This window comes from Erythrobacter sp. HKB08, from assembly GCF_004114695.1.
GTDB lineage: Bacteria > Pseudomonadota > Alphaproteobacteria > Sphingomonadales > Sphingomonadaceae > Parerythrobacter_A.
This window is the reverse complement of the sequence record NZ_CP035310.1, coordinates 1350149-1368567: the sequence shown is the minus strand read 5'-3', so window position 1 is coordinate 1368567 and position 18419 is coordinate 1350149. Positions and strand designations below refer to the sequence as shown.

Here is an 18419-nt window from a genome sequence, read left to right as displayed (position 1 = left end):
TCCTTGCCTTATGAAATTTCCTGTCCTTGCGGCCCTTCTGGCCTCCACCGCCCTGCCCCTCCACGCGCAGGAAACCGCACCCGAGCCTGCCAGTGAAGCTGCCGAGGTCGCGGACGCTGTCTGGGCTTTCGAGGAAAGCGATATCCCGGTCGATCCGGCCTATGTTTTCGGCCAGCTCGACAATGGCATGCGCTATGTCATCCGGCAGAACGACAGGCCTGAGGGGACGGGCATCGTCCGGCTGATCATCGATTCCGGCTCGCTGTCCGAACGCGAGGAAGAGCGCGGGCTCGCCCATTTTCTCGAGCACATGGCCTTCAACGGTTCGAAGCGCATTCCCGAAGGCGAAATGGTGAAACTGCTCGAGCGCGAGGGGCTTGCCTTCGGGGCGGACACCAATGCCAGCACCGGCTTCGAACAGACGATCTACAAGCTCGACCTGCCGCGCAACGATACCGACCTGCTCGACACCGCGCTGATGATCATGCGCGAGACGGCGAGCGAGCTGACGCTCGATCCGGAGGCCATCGACCGCGAGCGCGGCGTGATCCTCGCCGAGCGGCGCGACCGCAATAGCTTCGCTTTCCGCGAACTGGTCGACCGGCTCGAATTCCAGACGCCGGGAGCGCTCCATACGCAGCGCTTGCCCATCGGCCTGCCCGAAGTGCTTGAGAACGCCACCGCAGAGCAGTTCCGCGCATTCTACGAGCGCGAGTACGTCCCCGCCAACACGACACTGGTCGTCATCGGTGACTTCGCACCCGAGACCGTCGAGCAGGCGATCCGCACCCATTTCGAAAGCTGGCGAGCCGCGCCGCTGCCGCAGAAACCCGTGGTCGGTCCGATCGACCTCGAACGCACGGGCGAGGTCGATATCTACATCGATCCCGCCTTGTCGGAGCGTGTCACGATTTCGCGGCTCCAGCCCTATGTCGATCGCCCCGATACGGCCGAGAATCGGCGGATGAACATCCTGCGCCAAGTCGGCTACGGCATTATCAGCCGCCGCCTGTCGCGCATCGCCTCGCAGGACAACGCCCCTTTCCGCTCCGCTGGCTTCGGGACGAGCGATATCTTCGAGGCCGGTCGCGCGACCAATCTCGTGATCGCCACTCCCGACGGCGGATGGCGCAAGGGCATGGAAGCGGGCATCAAGGCGCTGCGCACGGCAACGGCCTACGGCTTTTCCGAAGCCGAAGTGGCCGAGCAGGTGGCGCGCACCCGCAACGGTCTGGAAAACGCCGTTTCGGCGGCAGATACGCGGACCAATGCCTCGCACGAGGCTAGCGCGCTGGCGCTCATCAACGACGATGTCGTTCCCTCGACGCCGCAGTCCTCGCTCGAACGTTTCGAGGCCTATGTCGACACGATCACGCCCGAAACCGTGTTCGCTGCGCTGGAGGAGGACGCCGCTGCGCTGGTCGATCCGCTCATCCGCTTCCGCGGCCGCAAGGCTCCCGATGGCGGGGCCGAGGCGCTGCAGAAGGCATGGACCACCGCCATGGCAGCAAAGATCGAAAAGCCGGTCTTCGAAGACGCTGCCGAGTTCGCCTACACCGATTTCGGCGAGCCGGGCACGGTAGTCTCCGACACGGTGGACGAGGAACTCGGCATCCGCCGCATTGTCTTCGAGAACGGCGTCCGGCTGAATCTCAAGACCACCGACCTGACGCAGGACCGTATCCGCTGGCGACTTAACCTCGACGGCGGCGACCTGCTCAACACTAAGGACAATCCCTCGGCCACCGCGCTGACCGGGTTCATTGCGGCGGGCGGCCTCGGCGAGCATTCGCGCGACGAGCTTGCTTCGGTTCTTGCCGGTCGCAGCGTCGGCTTCTCGCTCGGAAGCGGCGGCGAAACTTTTACCTCGGGCGGCACGACGACGCGCCGCGACCTGCTCCTGCAAATGCAGCTTCTCGCCGCAGGGCTGACCGATCCCGGGTATCGCCCGGAAGGCGAGTCCCAGTATCGGCGCAGCGTCGCGAATTTCTACAAGTCGCTCAATGCAACGCCAGGCGCTGCCTATGCCAATACGATCGGCTCGATCCTGTCCGACGGCGATCCACGCTTCTCGCTGCGCCCTGAAAGCGAGGCGCGGGCACTCACCTATGCCGACCTGCAAAATTCGATCGGAGATCGCCTGCAGAACGGCGCAATCGAACTCGCCTTCGTGGGGGATTTCGATCCTGACGAAGCAATAGAGGCCGTTGCAACGACATTCGGAGCCCTGCCTGCGCGCGAGCCGGACTTCCTCGAGCGCGAGGAAGCCCGCAAGCGCAGTTTCACCGCAGATCGCAGCCCGCGCGTCATCACCCACATCGGCGCGAGCGACCAGTCGCAATTGCGTTTGCTGTGGCCGACCACCGATGGCGACGATCTCGAGCTTTACCTCACCATGGAGATGCTGGAGCGCGTTGCGCGCCTCGGCCTGCAGGAAGAACTGCGCGAGCGCCTCGGCCAGGCCTATTCGCCGGGTTCGAGCAACAGCATGTCGCGCACCTATACGGACTACGGTGTGTTCAGCCTCTACGCCGGGCTCGATGTCGCCAAGCTCGACGAAGCTCGCGACGCGATGCTCTCTGTCGTCGAGAAGCTTCGGTCCGAGCCTGTCGACGAGGACACGCTCGAACGTGCGCGTCGACCGCTGCTCGAAGGCTATGACAATGCGCTGAAGAGCAACAACGGCTGGCTCTCGTTCGTCGATCGTGCGCAGTCGCGGCCCGAGGATGTCCAGCGCTTCTTCGCAGCCCGCGAAGTCATCGCCGGGATCACGCCCGAGGCGATCATGCAGGCCGCCGAGCGCTTCCTCGATCCTGCCGGGGCGCTCGAAGTCCGCATCGTGCCGGCTACACCCGCAGACGCAGAGCCAGCCGAAGCCGAGTAGTACATACAAGAAAGGGCGGACCGACCGGCCCGCCCTTCCCTGTCTTCAGCGTGGCGCCGAAGCGCCGCCGGATCAGTAGCTGTAGCGCACCGACAGGCCGAACACGCGCGGTTCGTTGACGAACGCGGTGTTGTTGTTGAAGTCGATGCCGCCCTTCACATTGTCCTCGTTGGTGATGTTGCGCGCGAATGCGGCAACTTCCCACTGGCCGTCGTTACCAGCGTAGCCGACGCGCAGGCCGCCTTCGATCTGGTTGTCGGCGAAGAACTCGAGGCTCTCGTAGAGGAAGAAGTTCGTGTGACCCTGGTAGGTCCAGTCGGTGAACACGAAGAACTCGCCGCTGTTGCCGACCGGCAGGCCGTAACGAGCGGTGATGTCGCCGGTCCATTCCGGAGCGTTCGGGAACGGGTTGCCGTCCACCAGCGCGCGGTCGGTGCCGGCAATGTTCACGATCGTGTCGGTCACGGTGCACTGCGCACAGATGCCGACAGCCAGGTTCTCGTCACGGATTTCGGTGTTGTTGTAGCTGACGCCGAGGGTGACGAGGAATTCCGGGGTGACCTGGAATGCCGAGTCGAGCTCGAAGCCCCAGCCGCGACCGTCCGCTGCGTTGACCAGCTGGACAAGGTTGCCTGCACCGCCAACTGCCGAGAACTGCGGGTCCTCGATGTTGTAGAAGTAGGCAGCACCGTTCAGGCGGATGCGACGATCGGCCAGCTCCGACTTGAAGCCGACTTCGTAGCTCATGATCTTCTCGCTCGTCGCAACCGACGGCGGCGCGAAGAAGGCCACGTCGCGGCCCTGGATCGTCGGGGCGCGGAAACCGCTGGCGACGCGGGCATAGACGCTCGCATCGTCGCTCACTTCGGCGAAGGCAGCGAGATCCCAGCTTACGCGGTTGTCGCTGACCGAACGCGGCTGCGGAGCAGCGCCGGCCTTGACCACGAAGTCTTTCTGGTCGTCGGTGTAGCGGAGACCGCCGGTCAGCTTGATCGTGTCGGTCACCTGCGAGGTCACCTGGCCGAAGACGGCCCAGCTCTCGTTGGTGTGATTGACGGTGACGGACGGCGGGAAGTCGAAGCCGACGGTGGTGACGTCGAAGTCGCTATCGAAATAGAAACCGCCGACCTGCCACTGGAAAGCGCCGCCGCCGTTGCTGGCGATGCGGATTTCCTGGGTGAACTGGTCGAGTTCGATCGAGTCCTGCGTGTCGGACGGGAACGGGATGAAGCCCGGGCCCATGATCGGCAGGAAGCTGGCGCCGAAACCGCCGTCGATGTCACCGCGGCTTGAGCCTTCGCTCGAAGCCCAGCTGGTGATCGAGGTGATCGTTGCGACATCGGCGTCGTAGTCGATCTTGCCGGTTGCGATCTGTGCCTTGTACTTCGCCTGGTTGTCCGCACCTGCATCGTAGAACACGGTGTCGCGGTCGTAGTTGGCGTTGAGGTCGTTGTTGCCCGGGCCGAGGATGTTGGCGCGGAACAGCGTCGAGGTGCCGTCCAGGTCGCGGATCGAGTAGCTGCCGAGGATCGACAGGCGCTCGCTCGGGGTGATCAGCAGCTGGGCGCGGCCGGCGACGTCGGAATAGGCGCCGAGCGCGTCTTCTTCGCCGGTGAAGCCGTTGTCGACCCAGTTGTCGCGCTGGGCCCACATGCCCGAAAGGCGCAGCGAAGCGAGATCGGAAACCAGCGGAATGGTCACGCCGCCGTCGATCGAAACCGAACCGAAGCTGCCGACGCTAGCCGAACCCTGGACTTCGAAGGCGTCACCCGGCTTCACGGTGTCGATCTTGACGATACCGGCGGGCGTGTTGCGACCGAACAGCGTGCCCTGCGGACCGCGCAGGACTTCGATGCGGTCGACGTCGAAGATCGGGAACGCCTTGAGCGTCACGTTCTCGAGGACGACTTCGTCATAGACGACAGAAACCGGCTGCGATGCGGCAAGGTCGAAGTCGGTGTTGCCGAGGCCGCGGATGTAGAAGCGCGGCGCTGCACGGCCGTTGGAGCTCTCGACGAAGAGGCCCGGAACCTGCGCGGCGAGCGCGGTGTTGTCGGCGCCGGCAGCGAAGAGGTTCTGGATACGGTCGGGCTGGAGGGTGGCTGCCGAGACGGGAACGTCCTGCAGGTTTTCCTCGCGGCGGTTGGCGGTGACGACGATCACGTCGAGCTCGCCCGAAGGCGTTTCAGCCTGCGATTCGCCGGCATCCTGAGCGATTGCCGGAGCGCCGGTGAAAGCGAGAGCGATGGCGCCGAGGCTGGCACCGAAGCGGATATTGCGGAGTGTTTCGAGAGGGTTGGACATCGGTGGGTCCTTGGGGGGATTTGTGAACGACTTTGTATCCGGACGGGCAATGATCCCTGCTGGCCCCGCCGGATAACGGTGGCGATGCGCGCCTAAGGCTCCAATTGTCTCGAAAATGCAATGATTCCCCCTCGGTGTCACAAAAGTGCCGCAGCGATTGTTGCGGATATGCGTCACCCCCGCCGATTGCCTTCCCGGCGCGAGCGGCTATAGGCTGCCAGCCGAATTCCAATTGACGTCGCAGGAAGGCAGCGCCCCCATGAAGGTCCAGGTACACGTCTCGCTCAAGTCCGGTGTGCTCGATCCGCAGGGACGCGCGATCCACCACGCACTCGAAGGGCTCGGCTTCAACGGAGTGAACGATGTGCGCGCCGGTCGCCTGATCGAGCTCGATGTCGACGACAACGTCAGCGACGAAGACCTCGACGCGATGTGCCGCAAGCTGCTCGCCAACATGGTGATCGAGAACTACCGCATCGAGAAGGTCGCCGCATGAGCTTCCGCTCCGCCGTCATCACCTTTCCGGGATCGAACTGCGACCGGGACATGGCGGTCGCGCTGGAGCTGGTCTCCGGCACCGCGCCGCACCGTGTCTGGCACGGCGAAAGCGCCCTGCCTGACCGCCTCGACTTCATCGCGCTGCCCGGCGGCTTTTCCTATGGCGACTACCTGCGCTCCGGCGCGATGGCAGCGCGCAGCCCGATCATGCGCGCCGTCGTCGAAGCAGCAGAGCGCGGCGTGCCGGTCCTCGGCGTATGCAATGGCTTCCAGGTCCTGACCGAAAGCGGTCTGCTGCCCGGCGCACTGATGCGCAATGCGAGCCAGAACTTCATCTGCCGCACGGTTCCGCTGCGGGTCGAGAACAGCCAGTCGCTCTTCACGAGCGGTTACGAGCAGGGCGAGACGATCCGCATTCCGGTCGCGCATCATGACGGCAACTTCTTTGCCGACGAGGACACGCTCGACCGGCTCGAAGGCGAAGGCCGCGTCGCATTCCGCTATCTCGAGACCTGCAACGGCTCGCGCCGCGACATCGCGGGCGTGCTGAACGATCGCGGCAATGTGCTGGGCATGATGCCCCACCCCGAACGCGCGGTCGATCCGGCCCATGGCGGCACCGACGGCCGGCGTCTGTTCGAGAGCGTGGTCGGCAGCCTGCTCGACGCTTGACGCGCCGGATCAGGCAGATGCCGCCGACTGGTGGCGGAACATTCCCATGACTTCCTCGGACGGCATAGGACGGCCGAAGTAGTATCCCTGGATCTTGGTGCAGCCGAGCTTGCGGATGAGCTCGACCTGCTCCGGACTTTCCGCGCCTTCCGCAGTCGTCGTCATGCCGAGGCTGTCCGCCATCGCTACCACCGCGCGGATGATCGCGAGGCTCTCCGCACTGTTCTGCGCCGCGCCCTGTACGAAGGTGCGATCGACCTTGATGGTCGAGAAGCTCAGTTTGCGCAGGTAGCCGAGCGAGGAATACCCCGTTCCGAAGTCGTCGAGCGCGACCGTGCAGCCGAGCGCCATGACCTGTTCCAGCGCAGCGCGTGCAACATCCGCATCGCGCAGGAAGATACTCTCGGTAACTTCGATCTCGAGCCGCGCGGCTTCCAGACCGCTCTTCGAGAGCGCGCGAACGACCGTATTGGTGAATTCCGGCTCGACCAGCTGCTCGCCCGAGACGTTGACCGCGATGCGCACATGCGAGGGCCAGCGCATCGCTTCGAGGCAGGCTTGTTCCAGCACCCAGGTGCCGATCGGCACGATCAGGCGGGTATCTTCGGCCAACGGAATGAACTTGCCCGGACTGACGAAACCGTGGTCGCTCGAATTCCAGCGCACAAGGGCTTCGAAGCTGACGAGTTCTTCCGTCGTGGCGCTGACGACCGGCTGGAAATTGAGCACCAGTTCCTTGCGCTCGATCGCCCTGCGGAGCGAGAATTCGAGCTGGCGGCGCTCTTCTGCGTGGGCGTGGAAACTAGGCTCGTAAGCGAAGTGTTCGCCGCCGCCTTCGTCCTTTCCGCGATAAAGCGCGAGGTCGGCGTTACGCATTAGCTCTTCGACGGTCTTGCCGTCGCGCGGGCCGATAGCGCTGCCGACACTGGCCCCGACATAAAGCGTGTGATTGTCGATGTCGTAAGGCTGCGAAAGGCGGGCGATGATCTTCTTGGCGAGCCGCTCGATACAGCCCTTTTCCGAAGCATCGCGGATCACTACCGCGAACTCGTCGCCCCCCAGGCGTCCGCACATCGCGTTCTCGTCGGTCAGTTCCTTGAGCCGGGTCGAGACTTCGGCGAGCAGCTTGTCGCCGACCATGTGGCCGAGGGAATCGTTCACCGCCTTGAAGCGGTCGAGGTCGAGCATCAGGAAAGCGCAGCGCGTGCGCCACTGCTCGGAGAACTTGAGAGCATCGCGCAACGCCTCGTTGAGCATCAGGCGATTGGGTAGGCCCGTAAGCGTATCGTAGCGCGCGAGATAGGCGATCTTCTCGCTCGATTCCCGCTGCTCGGTCACGTCCGAGCCGACGCCGCGGAATCCCATGTAGTTGCCGGATTCGTCGAGGATCGGCGTTCCGGAAAGCTCCCACCAGCGGTTCTCGCCATTGATCGCAACCTTGACGATCAGGTTGGAGAAATTCTCGCGGCGCTTCAGGCGCTCGGCAAGGTCGTGCAGGCTGGGTGCGAACTGGCCGGTTTGCCAGGCATCGCCCGCGATAAGCTGCATGAAGGGCATCCCCTCCACCTCTTCGGGAGGACGGCCCAGGGCGTAGGAGAAGCGCGGCGATACAGTGCGCACGCGGCGGTTCGTATCGATCTGCCACAGCCAGTCGCCCTGGTTCTCCTCGAATTCGCGCAGCAGCAGCGAGACCACCTCATTCTTCTCGGCCATCCCCGCCTCGGCAATGCGGCCCTTGAGGTGCATGCGGGCCGTCCCGATCGTTCCGCCCATGACGAGACCCCAGAAAAGGACGATTGCCGGCACGATGACGAACTGGGCGGTGACGAGAGCCACTGCGACCCCGACGATCGTCAGCGTCGTGGCGAAGATCGCGGTCGACTGCGGCAAGGCAGCCTGGAACATCGCGGACCCGGTTATCAGCGTGGCGAGCACGATCCAGCACAACAGGAAATCGTTGGGAGTGCCGACTATCGCTACCGCTACCAGCGGCAGCGCCCAGCCGACGCTCGTCGCCAATGTCGCGAGCGTGTGATTGCGGATTTCGCATCGGCGGATTTTGCGCATGTCGGCATCGAAGAGGACCCCGACGGTCTTCTGCACCTGCCAGATCGCGAAGACCATGTATCCGAGCCACGCGGCGATGAGGGCTGGATGGACAAGCGCGAAGGTGATCCATCCGATCAGCACCGCACCGACGGCCTGTCCGAGAACCCTCACGGGGCGCGGTCGTCGCATGCTCGCATACTGCAGGCCGCGCAGGCGCTGCCAGTCGCCCGTTGCAGGGCTCTTGATGCCCAGCACGGCGAGCGCAGGCAGGCTGCCCGGCAGCGACGGCAAATCGGAGGGGTTCTTGCTCACCCACACGCGGGTAAGCAAGAAAGGTTATGAGGCCGTAAAGGAGACGGAAAAATCCGCCTCCGCAAATTTCCGATTTCGGCCTTCTAACTCACTCTACGGTAACGGATTTCGCCAGGTTGCGCGGTTGGTCGACGTCGGTCCCCTTCACGCATGCCACGTGGTAGGCGAGCAGCTGCACCGGGACGGCATAAACCAGCGGCGCAATCAGCGGGTGGACCTTGGGCATTTCGATCGTCGCAATGCACCCGTCGCCAGCCTCGGCGAGACCTTCCGCATCGGAGATCAGCACGATCTGTCCGCCGCGGGCACGCACTTCCTGCATGTTGGAGACGGTCTTCTCGAACAGTGGGCCGGAAGGTGCGAGCACGATCACCGGAACGGACTCGTCGATCAATGCGATCGGGCCGTGCTTCATCTCGCCCGAGGCATAGCCCTCGGCATGGATGTAGCTGATTTCCTTGAGCTTCAGCGCACCTTCGAGCGCGAGCGGGAAGTCGGGGCCGCGGCCGAGATAAAGCACGTCACGCGCCGGTGCGATGAGGTGCGCCATGCTGGCGATATCGTCGTCATGGTCGAGCGCTGCATTAAGGCACGCGGGCGCTTCGAGCAGGTGCTGGACCACCTCGTGCTCCTCGTCGCGGCTCATCAGCCCCTTCTTCACAGCCATATGCGCTGCGAGCGCGGCAAGCACGGCGAGCTGGCAGGTGAAGGCCTTGGTCGAGGCGACGCCGATTTCCGGGCCTGCATGCGTCGGCAGGAGCAAGTCGGCCTCGCGCGCCATGGAGCTAGTCGGGACGTTGACGACGACCCCGATGGTCTGGCCCGCTTCCTTGCAGTGGCGCAGCGCGGCAAGCGTATCGGCCGTCTCGCCGCTTTGCGAGATGAAGAGCGAGAGCCCGCCGTCTTCCAGGACCGGCTCGCGGTAACGGAACTCGCTCGCGACATCGATGTCGACGGGGACGCGGGCGAATTGCTCGAACCAGTATTTCGCGACCATGCCGGCGTAATAGGATGTGCCGCAGGCAACGATGGTGATGCGGTTGATCGAGGACAGGTCGAAGTCGATCTGCGGCAGTGCCACGGTATCGTCGGCTTGACGAATGTAGCTCGCAAGCGTCTGCGCAACGACGGTCGGCTGCTCGAAGATCTCTTTCTGCATGAAGTGGCGGTAATTGCCCTTCTCGACTGCCGCCGCCGATGCGCCGGAAGTCGTGACCTCGCGCGTCACAGCGTTGTTTTCGCTGTCGAAAATATCGACCGTGTCGCGAGTGATCACGACCCAGTCGCCTTCTTCGAGATAGGCGATCTTTTGCGTCAGCGGTGCGAGCGCGAGTGCGTCGGAGCCGAGATACATCTCGCCCTCGCCGTGTCCCACGACCAGCGGCGAGCCGAGGCGCGCGCCGATCAGCATGTCCGGGTGGTCTCGGAAGGCGATAGCCAGTGCGAAGGCACCGCGAAGGCGCGGCAATACGGTCTTGACCGCTTCCTGCGGCGATGCGCCGTTCTCCACTTCGCGCGAGATAAGGTGCGCGACGACTTCGCTGTCGGTCTCGCTCTCCAGCGTGCGGCCGTCGGCGAGCAGTTCGTCGCGCAGGCTCTTGAAGTTCTCGATGATGCCGTTGTGAACCAGCGCCACCTTGTCGGTCGCATGGGGATGCGCGTTCTCGGCGGTCGGTGCGCCGTGGGTCGCCCAGCGCGTATGCGCGATGCCGACGACGCCGGGTGCCGGATTGTCGGCCAGTTCCTCGACCAGAATGCCCAGCTTGCCCGAGGCACGGCGACGGATCATATCGCCATCGTGCAGCGTGCAGACGCCCGCGCTGTCGTAGCCGCGGTATTCCATCCGCTTGAGCCCGTCGACGAGCCGATCCGCGACCGGTTCAGTCCCGACGATACCGATAATTCCGCACATAGCTGATGCTGTCCCTCTGTTGGCCGTTATATGGCGCGCGCTGCCAATGGCCTAAAATCGTTTGCGCTTCGTGTAGCGATTACGCCCTAGCTTTCAATCGCTGACTGGCGCCTTTACCGCTCTGCCCGATCTCCAGAGCAACAGGCCGGCCGAAACGATGATCGCTGCACCTGCCAGGGAAACGAGATCGGGCGCATCGCCAAACCACCACCAGCCGAGGCCGACCGCGACGAGCAGCTGGACATAGGTCATCGGCGCGACGGTCGCCGCCCCGGCCCGCGTGGTGCCGAGATAGACCAGCCAGTGCGCACTGCTGGCCGTCACCGCTACGAAAGCGCAGCGCGCGACGACCGTCCAGTCCGGCACGCCGATGCGCAGGGCTTCGATACCCGAGAAATGCCCGGCGATCGCAGCGACGATCAGGATCGGGGTCGCACCGGCAGCAATGAAGACCTGCATCGAAAGCGAACTGCCCTGCCCTGCCGAGGCGCGATTGGCGATCACCATCAGGCTGATGAAGAGGGCAGCGGCAACCGGCAACAAGGCTACGATGCCGACATCCGCAAGGTTCGGGCGCAGGACAACCAGCACTCCGACGAACGCGATGGCGGAAGCGGCGAATGTCACGCGCCGAACCTTCTCGCCAAGCAGCGGCCCGCTCAGCAGTGCGACGATGATCGGCGACAGGAAGATCAGCGAGGTCGCCTCCGCCAGCGGCATGACGAAGATCGCCGAGAAAAAGCACGTTGTGGCTGCTGCAAGGCATAAGCCTCGCCCAGCCTGGAGCCACGGATTGCGCGGCACGAACCCGCGCCTCCCTTCGCGCAGCGCAAGGATGGTTGCGAGCCCGCTGAGCCCAATGGTGAAGCGAAGCGCGGCAACCGCGATAGGCGACCACTCGCCCGCCATGGTCTTGATCACGGCATCCCCGAAGGCGAGGCACGCGAAACCGGCAAGGGCTAGCGCCACACCCTGCCGCTCGTTGTCCTGCATGCCCAATTCGCCCCGTCGCCTGTTCGAGACAGCGCCGCTAGTCGCTTCGCGCGAAGTTGGAAAGCCTTCCCGCCCGGCACGGGGATTTTAGGAAAAAAATAAGGTTTCCGGATTATTCACCATTTCTAGCAAGTCACTCTTCGCCATGTGCGCCGATTGACTGCATGGAATTTGGACTTTTTTGGGGGCGACGATGAGCGCATTCGGACGGAAGAACGGACCTGGCGGAATGAAGCCGGGCGCGCGTCCGCAATTCGGTGTTGCCCGCCCCATGCGCGGTGGCGACAAGGGCGGCCAGGAAAACTCCGGCTCGGGCGGCGAGCAGTTCCCGCCGCTTCCGGGCGAAGCGGCTACGCCTGCACCTTCCCCACAGTCGGGCGGCAGCACACCTCCGAACAAAGACGATGCGATGACGCGTCTCACCGACCGGGCGAACCAGGTTCACTCCGGCCAGGCAGAGATCGGCGGCTTCGAGGCATCGGTCCACAAGATCAAGGAACAGGTGCTCCCGCGCCTGCTCGAACGCGTCGACCCGGAAGCGGCGGCCACGCTGACCAAGGATGAACTGTCGGAAGAATTCCGTCCGATCATCATGGAAGTGCTGGCCGAGCTGAAGGTCACGCTCAACCGCCGCGAGCAGTTCGCGCTCGAGAAGGTCCTGATCGACGAGCTGCTCGGTTTCGGCCCGCTCGAGGAACTGCTGAACGACCCGGATGTCTCGGACATCATGGTCAACGGCCCCGACCAGACCTACATCGAGAAAAAGGGCAAGCTGGTCATCGCGCCGATCAAGTTCCGCGACGAACAGCACCTCTTCCAGATCGCGCAACGCATCGTGAACCAGGTCGGCCGCCGCGTCGACCAGACCACGCCGCTTGCCGACGCCCGTCTCAAGGACGGTAGCCGCGTGAACGTCATCGTGCCGCCGCTCTCGCTGCGCGGCACCGCGATCTCGATCCGTAAGTTCTCCGAGAAGCCCATCACGCTCGACATGCTCAAGGACTTCGGTTCGATGAGCGAGAAGATGTGTACCGCGCTCAAGATCGCGGGCGCTTGCCGGATGAACATCGTTATCTCGGGCGGTACGGGTTCGGGTAAAACGACCATGCTCAACGCCCTTTCGAAGATGATCGACCCGGGCGAGCGCGTGCTCACCATCGAGGACGCGGCCGAGCTTCGCCTGCAGCAGCCGCACTGGCTGCCGCTCGAAACGCGTCCGCCGAACCTCGAAGGCCAGGGCGCCATCACCATCGGCGACCTCGTGAAGAACGCCCTGCGTATGCGTCCTGACCGCATTATCCTGGGTGAGATTCGTGGCGCGGAATGTTTCGACCTTCTCGCCGCCATGAACACGGGCCACGACGGTTCGATGTGTACGCTTCACGCCAACTCGCCGCGTGAGTGCCTCGGCCGTATGGAAAACATGATCCTGATGGGCGACATCAAGATCCCGAAGGAAGCCATCAGCCGCCAGATCGCCGAATCGGTCGACCTGATCGTGCAGGTAAAGCGCCTTCGCGACGGTTCGCGCCGTACCACCAACATCACCGAAGTGATCGGGATGGAAGGCGAAGTGATCGTGACGCAGGAACTGTTCAAGTTCGAGTATCTGGACGAGAGCGAGGACGGCAAGATCCTCGGCGAGTTCCGCTCGAGCGGCCTGCGCCCCTACACGCTTGAAAAAGCGCGCCAGTTCGGCTTCGACCAAGCTTATCTGGAGGCGTGTCTCTAAGGAGACCTGCTCTCTAAAGAGACCTGCGCCCTACCCCGCTGCGATCCCCTTCACGGACAGGGCGATGAGCCCTGCGCCGATGATCAGGCTCAGCAGGGAAATGCCGAACCACGGGACCCATCCTACGCTTTCGATTCGCGCGCGCTTTGTGCGGCGATGTTCCGCAAATCCCGCGATCACCGCCAGAAGCACGAATCCGAGGCCCCAGACGCCCGCAATTTCGGCGTCGCTCGCAAAGGTCAGGAAACGCAGCAATTCCACGCCGCGCATGTGGGGCAGACCAACGCATCCTTCAAGCTAGTCATTGTGCTGCGGGAACCCGCGCGGCATATCGTCGGTTGATCATTCGAGTGGCCGCAAGGGCCGGAAAGGAACAACCATGATCCGCAAGATTATCCTGGCTGCGAGCCTCGGCGTCATGGCGCTCAGCGCGACCGCCTGCAACACGGTGCGCGGCGTGAGTGCCGACCTCAAGTCTGCTGCCGACGCAGTCGACGACGAAACCTGATCATCTAGGCCCAACGAAGGCCTGACCCCATGAGGGTCGCAAGCGCTCGCCGGATCCCCCTCCCGGCGGGCGCTCTTGATTCCGGTTCCATTGTCAGCTCGGACGACCGAGCTTGCGCGCCGCTTTCTCGCGCACGATCAGCCAGACGAACAGCCCGAGCGGACCGGCGAGAAAAGTCGCCAGCAGGATCGGGGCTTGGACGAAGCGGTTGAAACCCTTCGCATCGGCATCCCTGGCGATCCACAGCCCGACGAACAGGTCGAAAGCGAGATAGTGGACCCACCCCACGGTCACTCCGCCGTCGCTCGCAAAGATCGCCCGCACTCCTTCGATCGACGAAAAGTTGGAGCCGGTATCGGGGCCGACCGGATCGACGAAGCCGCCGACGATCGAGATGAGACCGACCGCGTAGACGAGGCACAAGAGGCCGACACCGAGATAGAGCAGCGCCGACAAAAGCGCAGGCCAGCGCGGCAGAAGGATAAGTGCCAGCCAGCAGATCATCGCCAAGATATTGGCGCCGCCGAAAATCCCGTCCCACATATCGAAATTCCCCTTATTCAGCGAGTTGCGGCAGTTCCTTCGCAGCGCGTCTTATCGCATCGTGTTCGTGGCGGAACTTGCCCGCAGCCTTGCGCTGGGCGAGCGCCAATGCGGCTTGTGCCACCGTGCGCGCCGGTATCGAGCGGCCCGAACGGTATTTGCCCTGCATGAGCAGATCGGTGAACGGGCTTGCGACCATTGCCAGTCTTTCGAGCGTGCGCGGGTCGTCCACGCGCTTTCCGCGCAGGAGGCCAGGGCGCAGGATGTCGAGACGCTTGAAGCCGACCTTCATCAGCGCCTGCTCGGCCTCGCCCTTGACCTGCATGTAGAAGAACCTGCTGCTCGCATCGGCATTCGCGGAGCTTACGGCAACGCATCGTTCGACGCCTGCCTCATGCGCGGCTCGCGCCGTATCGACCACGAGATTGAAGTCGACCGCGCGGAACTTGTCCTTGTCGCCGCCCTGCTTGCCGATCGTAGTGCCGAGCGCACTAATCAGCACATCGGGGCGGAACTGCTGCATCACCTTGCCCCATTCGGCGGGGTCGGCCACGACTTGCTCCATCGTAGCGCCAGTCGGGAGCCGGGCCTCCCTGCGGCCGAGAGCGAGCATGCGAATATTCGCCCTGCCGACCGCCTCGGCGAGGACCTCGCCGCCGACGAGGCCGGACGCGCCGACCAGCACGATGCGGATGGAATCAGACATTGCTCAGCCCCTCGGGACGCTTGCCGTAGATGCGGGCAAACTGGTCGATGGCGTAGCGATCGGTCATGCCGGCGATGAAGTCCGAGATATGCCGTGTGCGAGCCGGTTCGGCATCGGGCAGCGTCTCGCGCCAGCCGTCCGTCAGGAAACTCTCGTCCTGTTCGTAGGCGGCATAAAGGCGCGCGACCACGTCGCGGGCACGCTCGGCCGTCGCGAGCTGTTCCTCGTGATAATAGAGATTGTCGTACATGAACTTCTTCAGCGTGCGTTCTTCCCGCGCCATCGCCGGAGAGAAACCCGCCAGCATCCGGCCCGCGCCGCGCACCTCTTCGATGGTTGAAACGTCGCGCGTAAGTTCGCGCGTGTGCTCGAGCACGTCATTGACCATCAGGCCGATCTGGCCGCGCACCAGCTCGCGCATCTTGCGATCGTGCGGCGCGTTGGGAAAGCGGCGTTCGACATCCCGCCACTGGTCCGCGACGAAATCCATTTCGAGCAACTGGTCGAGATCGAGGAAACCAGCGCGCAGCCCATCGTCGATGTCGTGATTGTCGTAAGCGATATCGTCCGCGACCGCGGCGACCTGTGCCTCCAGGCTCGGCCAGCGGTCGAGTTCGAGATCGAAAGCCTCGTCCAGCTCTTCCAACGCCCAGTTGTCCGCCGGGATCGGGCCATTGTGCTTGGCCATGCCTTCGAGCAGGTCCCATGTGAGGTTGAGGCCCGGATGCTCGCAATAGGGGCTTTCCAGTCGCATCAGCGTGCGAAGCGACTGGGCATTGTGATCGAAGCCGCCGTGACGGGCCGTCGCCTGTGAAAGCGCCATCTCTCCCGCATGGCCGAAAGGCGGGTGGCCGATATCGTGCGCCAGACACAGCGCTTCGGTGAGGTCTTCGTCGAGGCCGAGCGTACGCGCGATGACCCGGCCGATCTGGGCGACCTCGAGACTATGGGTCAGCCGCGTGCGGAAGTGATCGCCGTCGGGCGCGATAAACACCTGCGTTTTCGACTTGAGGCGGCGGAAGGCGATCGAGTGGATGATCCGGTCGCGGTCGCGCTGGAATTCGCTGCGGGGGCCGCGGGTGCCGTCGCGGTTCTCGTCGAACTCGCGCCCGCGTGTCTTGGCTGGATCGGCTGCAAAACTGGCTCGTGTCATTGCTGCGCGGCTTAGGTCAGCATTGCCACGGCGACAACGGGAACAATCGGGCAACGGTAATTGGACCCAGCCAACGGAAAGGGCCGCCCGGTGCGATACCGGACGGCCCCTTGTGCATAAGGACATGCGATCAGTGGATGCCGATCGTGTCCTTCGTGTTGTCCTTGTCGGTAGCCAGCTGGCCGCCGCTGCGGACCTGGCCGAGCAGCAGGATGCCCGCGAGGTGCGGTGCAGCCATCGAGGTACCGCTGAGCGTGGCATAACCGTCGCCCTTGTAGGTCGACAGGATCGACACGCCCGGCTCCGCAAAATCGACCGGCGGGTTGCCGTAGTTCGAGAAGCTCGCGATGCGGTCGGACGAATCCATCGCCGAGACGGTGTAGATGTTGTTGCCATTGGCACGGGCAGGCGACGAATTGTTCGCGTCCTGGTTTTCGTTACCGGCGGCAAGAACGAACTTCACCGTGCCCGAAGCGTTCACGACAGCATTGTCGAGCGTGGTGGAGATACCGCCACCGAGCGACATGTTGGCAACGTCGCCCTGCTGGCCGACCGACGCGACATAGTCGACGCCGGCGATGACGCCGCTGGTCGAGCCCGAACCGCGACGGTCGAGCACGCGCACGGCGACCACTTCGGCGCCGGCAGCGACGCCGACGACGCCGATGTTATTGTCGATCGCCGCGATGGTGCCTGCGACGTGGGTGCCGTGACCATTCTGGTCGTCCCAGTTACGACCAACGAAGTAGGCGCTGAGCCCTTCATTGACGTTGAGGTCGGGGTGCGAACCGTCGATTCCGCTGTCGATGACGAAAGCACGGCCGGTCGCGCCCGAGACGCCGCCGTTGACGCGGGTGATGCCCCAGGGCGTCTGCTGCGTCGAGGTGCCGCCACCGCCGCCGCCGTCACCGCCACCCGGCTTGCCGGGCTTGTCCGGTTTCGGGAAGCCGGTCATCACCTGGTCCTGCTCGCAATAGGCGATGCGCGGATTGGCGCGGCGCATGTTCTCGACCGCGCGCGCATTCATGTTGGCCGCGAAGCCGCGAATAGCGTGCCGGTAGACGTGCTTGACCTGCCCGCCCTGCGCATTGACCGAACGGCGTGCCTCCCCCGGCACGGCGTCCTTGGCGACAGCGTTCGCCTTGAACACGCAGATGTAGCTGTTTTCGATCTTCTGCGCCGCTGCGGGCGTCGAGAAGGCTGCTGCGGCAAGTGCGACGCCGCTAGCGACCACAAAGCGGCCGACCCATTTCGTTGTCATGTTTTTCAGTCCCGTTCCAAGAATTGGAGGCAGACAGACTGACAGGTGGAATTGTGATTGCAACCGGTTTCTAGTGGCAATTCACCACGAATTTCGTTCCGCTTGAAATCAAATACTGTATCTCGACTTTATCCGGCAATAATCCATTCCGCCGCGGCCTCGCAGTGGATCCGCGCCGAATCGTAGATCGGCAGCACATTGGCCCGCGTATCTACGACCAGCTCGAGCTCGGTGCAGGCGAGGACGATAGCCTTCGCGCCATCCTGCGCCTTCTTCGTGATGATCGTCTTCAGCGCCCGCTCGGCATCGCGCGTCGCCTTCCCGACCATCAGCTCTTCGTAGATGTAGCGATCGAGCAGTTCCACGTTCTGCACTTCGGGTGCGGGAAGATCCACGCCGTGCTTCACGAGCCGCTCACGATAGAAGCTTTCGGTCATGACATTGCGTGTTCCGATCAGGGCCGCGTTCTTCACACCGTCCTTCGCCATGCGTTCGCCGACGCATTCGGCGATATGGAGGATGGGCACCGAAACGCTGGCGGCGACATCGTCGTAAACGCGGTGCATCGAATTGGCGCAGATGATGATCTGCTCAGCCCCGGCGCCTTCCAGCCGTTTCGCGCTTTCAGAGAGGGTCTGTGCCGCGCGCTGCCAATCGCTCGCTTCGCGCAGGCCATAGAGTTGCGCGAAATCGAGGCTTTCGATGAGCAGCGGTGCACTGCTCATCGGACTTGTCCGCTTCTGGACGTAGCGATTGATGCATTCGTAGTAGGTGTGCGTCGACACCCAGCTCATGCCGCCAATCATCCCGAGCTTGCGCACGCGAAATTCCCCTGTTGTGCCGGCGAAGCGCTCGTCCGCCGGATTCCCTGATGGTTTATACTTGGATTCCC

Annotated in this window: 15 protein-coding genes; 5 read left to right on the top strand and 10 right to left on the bottom strand. The window is 63.8% G+C overall.

Annotated features, from left to right (window positions below; translation table 11 throughout):
- The first annotated feature begins 10 nt into the window (after nt 1-10).
- Nucleotides 11-2884 (top strand): pitrilysin family protein, encoded by a 2874-nt coding sequence (locus tag EO245_RS06485; protein ID WP_128892157.1) that lies wholly within the window; start codon nt 11-13, stop codon nt 2882-2884.
- A 72-nt stretch (nt 2885-2956) separates the two neighbouring features.
- Here EO245_RS06485 and EO245_RS06480 read toward each other — a convergent pair whose 3' ends face one another.
- A complete protein-coding gene (locus EO245_RS06480) occupies nt 2957-5188 on the bottom strand; it encodes a TonB-dependent receptor (protein WP_128892156.1) in 2232 nt (743 codons plus the stop codon).
- A gap of 259 nt (nt 5189-5447) precedes the next feature.
- Between EO245_RS06480 and purS the strand changes: the two genes are divergently transcribed.
- Together purS and purQ are read left to right on the top strand one after the other, a co-directional pair.
- Nucleotides 5448-5684, top strand: coding sequence for a phosphoribosylformylglycinamidine synthase subunit PurS (purS, locus tag EO245_RS06475; protein ID WP_128892155.1), 237 nt, complete (start codon nt 5448-5450; stop codon nt 5682-5684).
- Entirely contained in the window at nt 5681-6358 is a 678-nt protein-coding gene (gene purQ, locus EO245_RS06470; RefSeq protein WP_128892154.1) for a phosphoribosylformylglycinamidine synthase subunit PurQ, read from the top strand. Before purS ends, purQ begins: the two co-directional genes overlap by 4 nt.
- 9 nt (nt 6359-6367) lie before the next feature.
- Here purQ and EO245_RS06465 read toward each other — a convergent pair whose 3' ends face one another.
- The 3 genes from EO245_RS06465 to EO245_RS06455 form a co-directional block, all read right to left on the bottom strand.
- Nucleotides 6368-8719: a bifunctional diguanylate cyclase/phosphodiesterase gene (locus EO245_RS06465; RefSeq protein ID WP_234026983.1), complete on the bottom strand. Its 2352-nt coding sequence runs from the start codon at nt 8717-8719 to the stop codon at nt 6368-6370.
- An 88-nt stretch (nt 8720-8807) separates the two neighbouring features.
- Nucleotides 8808-10631, bottom strand: coding sequence for a glutamine--fructose-6-phosphate transaminase (isomerizing) (glmS, locus tag EO245_RS06460; RefSeq protein ID WP_128892153.1), 1824 nt, complete (start codon nt 10629-10631; stop codon nt 8808-8810).
- A gap of 93 nt (nt 10632-10724) precedes the next feature.
- On the bottom strand, nt 10725-11624 hold the full coding sequence (locus EO245_RS06455; RefSeq protein ID WP_128892152.1) for a DMT family transporter: 900 nt from the start codon (nt 11622-11624) through the stop codon (nt 10725-10727).
- 193 nt (nt 11625-11817) lie between these two features.
- Here EO245_RS06455 and EO245_RS06450 point away from each other — a divergent pair, with 193 nt between their 5' ends.
- Complete coding sequence (locus EO245_RS06450; RefSeq protein WP_128892151.1) at nt 11818-13356, top strand: CpaF family protein; 1539 nt, start codon at nt 11818-11820, stop codon at nt 13354-13356.
- Nucleotides 13357-13386: 30 nt separating this feature from the next.
- Here the strand turns inward: EO245_RS06450 and EO245_RS06445 are convergent, their stop codons facing one another.
- A complete protein-coding gene (locus tag EO245_RS06445; protein WP_164931269.1) occupies nt 13387-13626 on the bottom strand; it encodes a hypothetical protein in 240 nt (79 codons plus the stop codon).
- 109 nt (nt 13627-13735) lie between these two features.
- Between EO245_RS06445 and EO245_RS13540 the strand changes: the two genes are divergently transcribed.
- The gene (locus EO245_RS13540) at nt 13736-13864 is read left to right on the top strand and encodes a hypothetical protein (protein WP_255416959.1); all 129 of its coding nucleotides are present in this window, start codon (nt 13736-13738) and stop codon (nt 13862-13864) included.
- A gap of 93 nt (nt 13865-13957) precedes the next feature.
- On the opposite strand, the gene EO245_RS06440 is transcribed toward EO245_RS13540, so the two are convergent.
- The 5 genes from EO245_RS06440 to EO245_RS06420 form a co-directional block, all read right to left on the bottom strand.
- Nucleotides 13958-14407: an ABA4-like family protein gene (locus tag EO245_RS06440; RefSeq protein ID WP_128892149.1), complete on the bottom strand. Its 450-nt coding sequence runs from the start codon at nt 14405-14407 to the stop codon at nt 13958-13960.
- 13 nt (nt 14408-14420) lie between these two features.
- Entirely contained in the window at nt 14421-15113 is a 693-nt protein-coding gene (locus EO245_RS06435) for an NAD(P)H-binding protein (protein ID WP_128892148.1), read from the bottom strand.
- The gene (locus tag EO245_RS06430; protein ID WP_128892147.1) at nt 15106-16266 is read right to left on the bottom strand and encodes a deoxyguanosinetriphosphate triphosphohydrolase; all 1161 of its coding nucleotides are present in this window, start codon (nt 16264-16266) and stop codon (nt 15106-15108) included. Before EO245_RS06430 ends, EO245_RS06435 begins: the two co-directional genes overlap by 8 nt.
- Before the next feature lie 130 nt (nt 16267-16396).
- The gene (locus EO245_RS06425; protein ID WP_128892146.1) at nt 16397-17527 is read right to left on the bottom strand and encodes a S8 family serine peptidase; all 1131 of its coding nucleotides are present in this window, start codon (nt 17525-17527) and stop codon (nt 16397-16399) included.
- A gap of 128 nt (nt 17528-17655) precedes the next feature.
- Complete coding sequence (locus EO245_RS06420) at nt 17656-18348, bottom strand: aspartate/glutamate racemase family protein (RefSeq protein WP_234026982.1); 693 nt, start codon at nt 18346-18348, stop codon at nt 17656-17658.
- Between the last annotated feature and the right edge of the window lie 71 nt (nt 18349-18419).

What these genes read in the sequence shown, in the direction of transcription:
- EO245_RS13540 (WP_255416959.1), top strand. Translation starts at nt 13,736, where the DNA reads ATGATCCGCAAGATTATCCTGGCTGCGAGCCTCGGCGTCATGGCGCTC.
- glmS (WP_128892153.1), bottom strand. Translation starts at nt 10,631, where the DNA reads ATGTGCGGAATTATCGGTATCGTCGGGACTGAACCGGTCGCGGATCGG.
- EO245_RS06485 (WP_128892157.1), top strand. Translation starts at nt 11, where the DNA reads ATGAAATTTCCTGTCCTTGCGGCCCTTCTGGCCTCCACCGCCCTGCCC.
- EO245_RS06435 (WP_128892148.1), bottom strand. Translation starts at nt 15,113, where the DNA reads ATGTCTGATTCCATCCGCATCGTGCTGGTCGGCGCGTCCGGCCTCGTC.
- EO245_RS06455 (WP_128892152.1), bottom strand. Translation starts at nt 11,624, where the DNA reads ATGCAGGACAACGAGCGGCAGGGTGTGGCGCTAGCCCTTGCCGGTTTC.
- EO245_RS06430 (WP_128892147.1), bottom strand. Translation starts at nt 16,266, where the DNA reads ATGACACGAGCCAGTTTTGCAGCCGATCCAGCCAAGACACGCGGGCGC.
- EO245_RS06450 (WP_128892151.1), top strand. Translation starts at nt 11,818, where the DNA reads ATGAGCGCATTCGGACGGAAGAACGGACCTGGCGGAATGAAGCCGGGC.
- EO245_RS06480 (WP_128892156.1), bottom strand. Translation starts at nt 5,188, where the DNA reads ATGTCCAACCCTCTCGAAACACTCCGCAATATCCGCTTCGGTGCCAGC.
- EO245_RS06425 (WP_128892146.1), bottom strand. Translation starts at nt 17,527, where the DNA reads ATGACAACGAAATGGGTCGGCCGCTTTGTGGTCGCTAGCGGCGTCGCA.
- EO245_RS06445 (WP_164931269.1), bottom strand. Translation starts at nt 13,626, where the DNA reads ATGCGCGGCGTGGAATTGCTGCGTTTCCTGACCTTTGCGAGCGACGCC.
- purQ (WP_128892154.1), top strand. Translation starts at nt 5,681, where the DNA reads ATGAGCTTCCGCTCCGCCGTCATCACCTTTCCGGGATCGAACTGCGAC.
- purS (WP_128892155.1), top strand. Translation starts at nt 5,448, where the DNA reads ATGAAGGTCCAGGTACACGTCTCGCTCAAGTCCGGTGTGCTCGATCCG.
- EO245_RS06440 (WP_128892149.1), bottom strand. Translation starts at nt 14,407, where the DNA reads ATGTGGGACGGGATTTTCGGCGGCGCCAATATCTTGGCGATGATCTGC.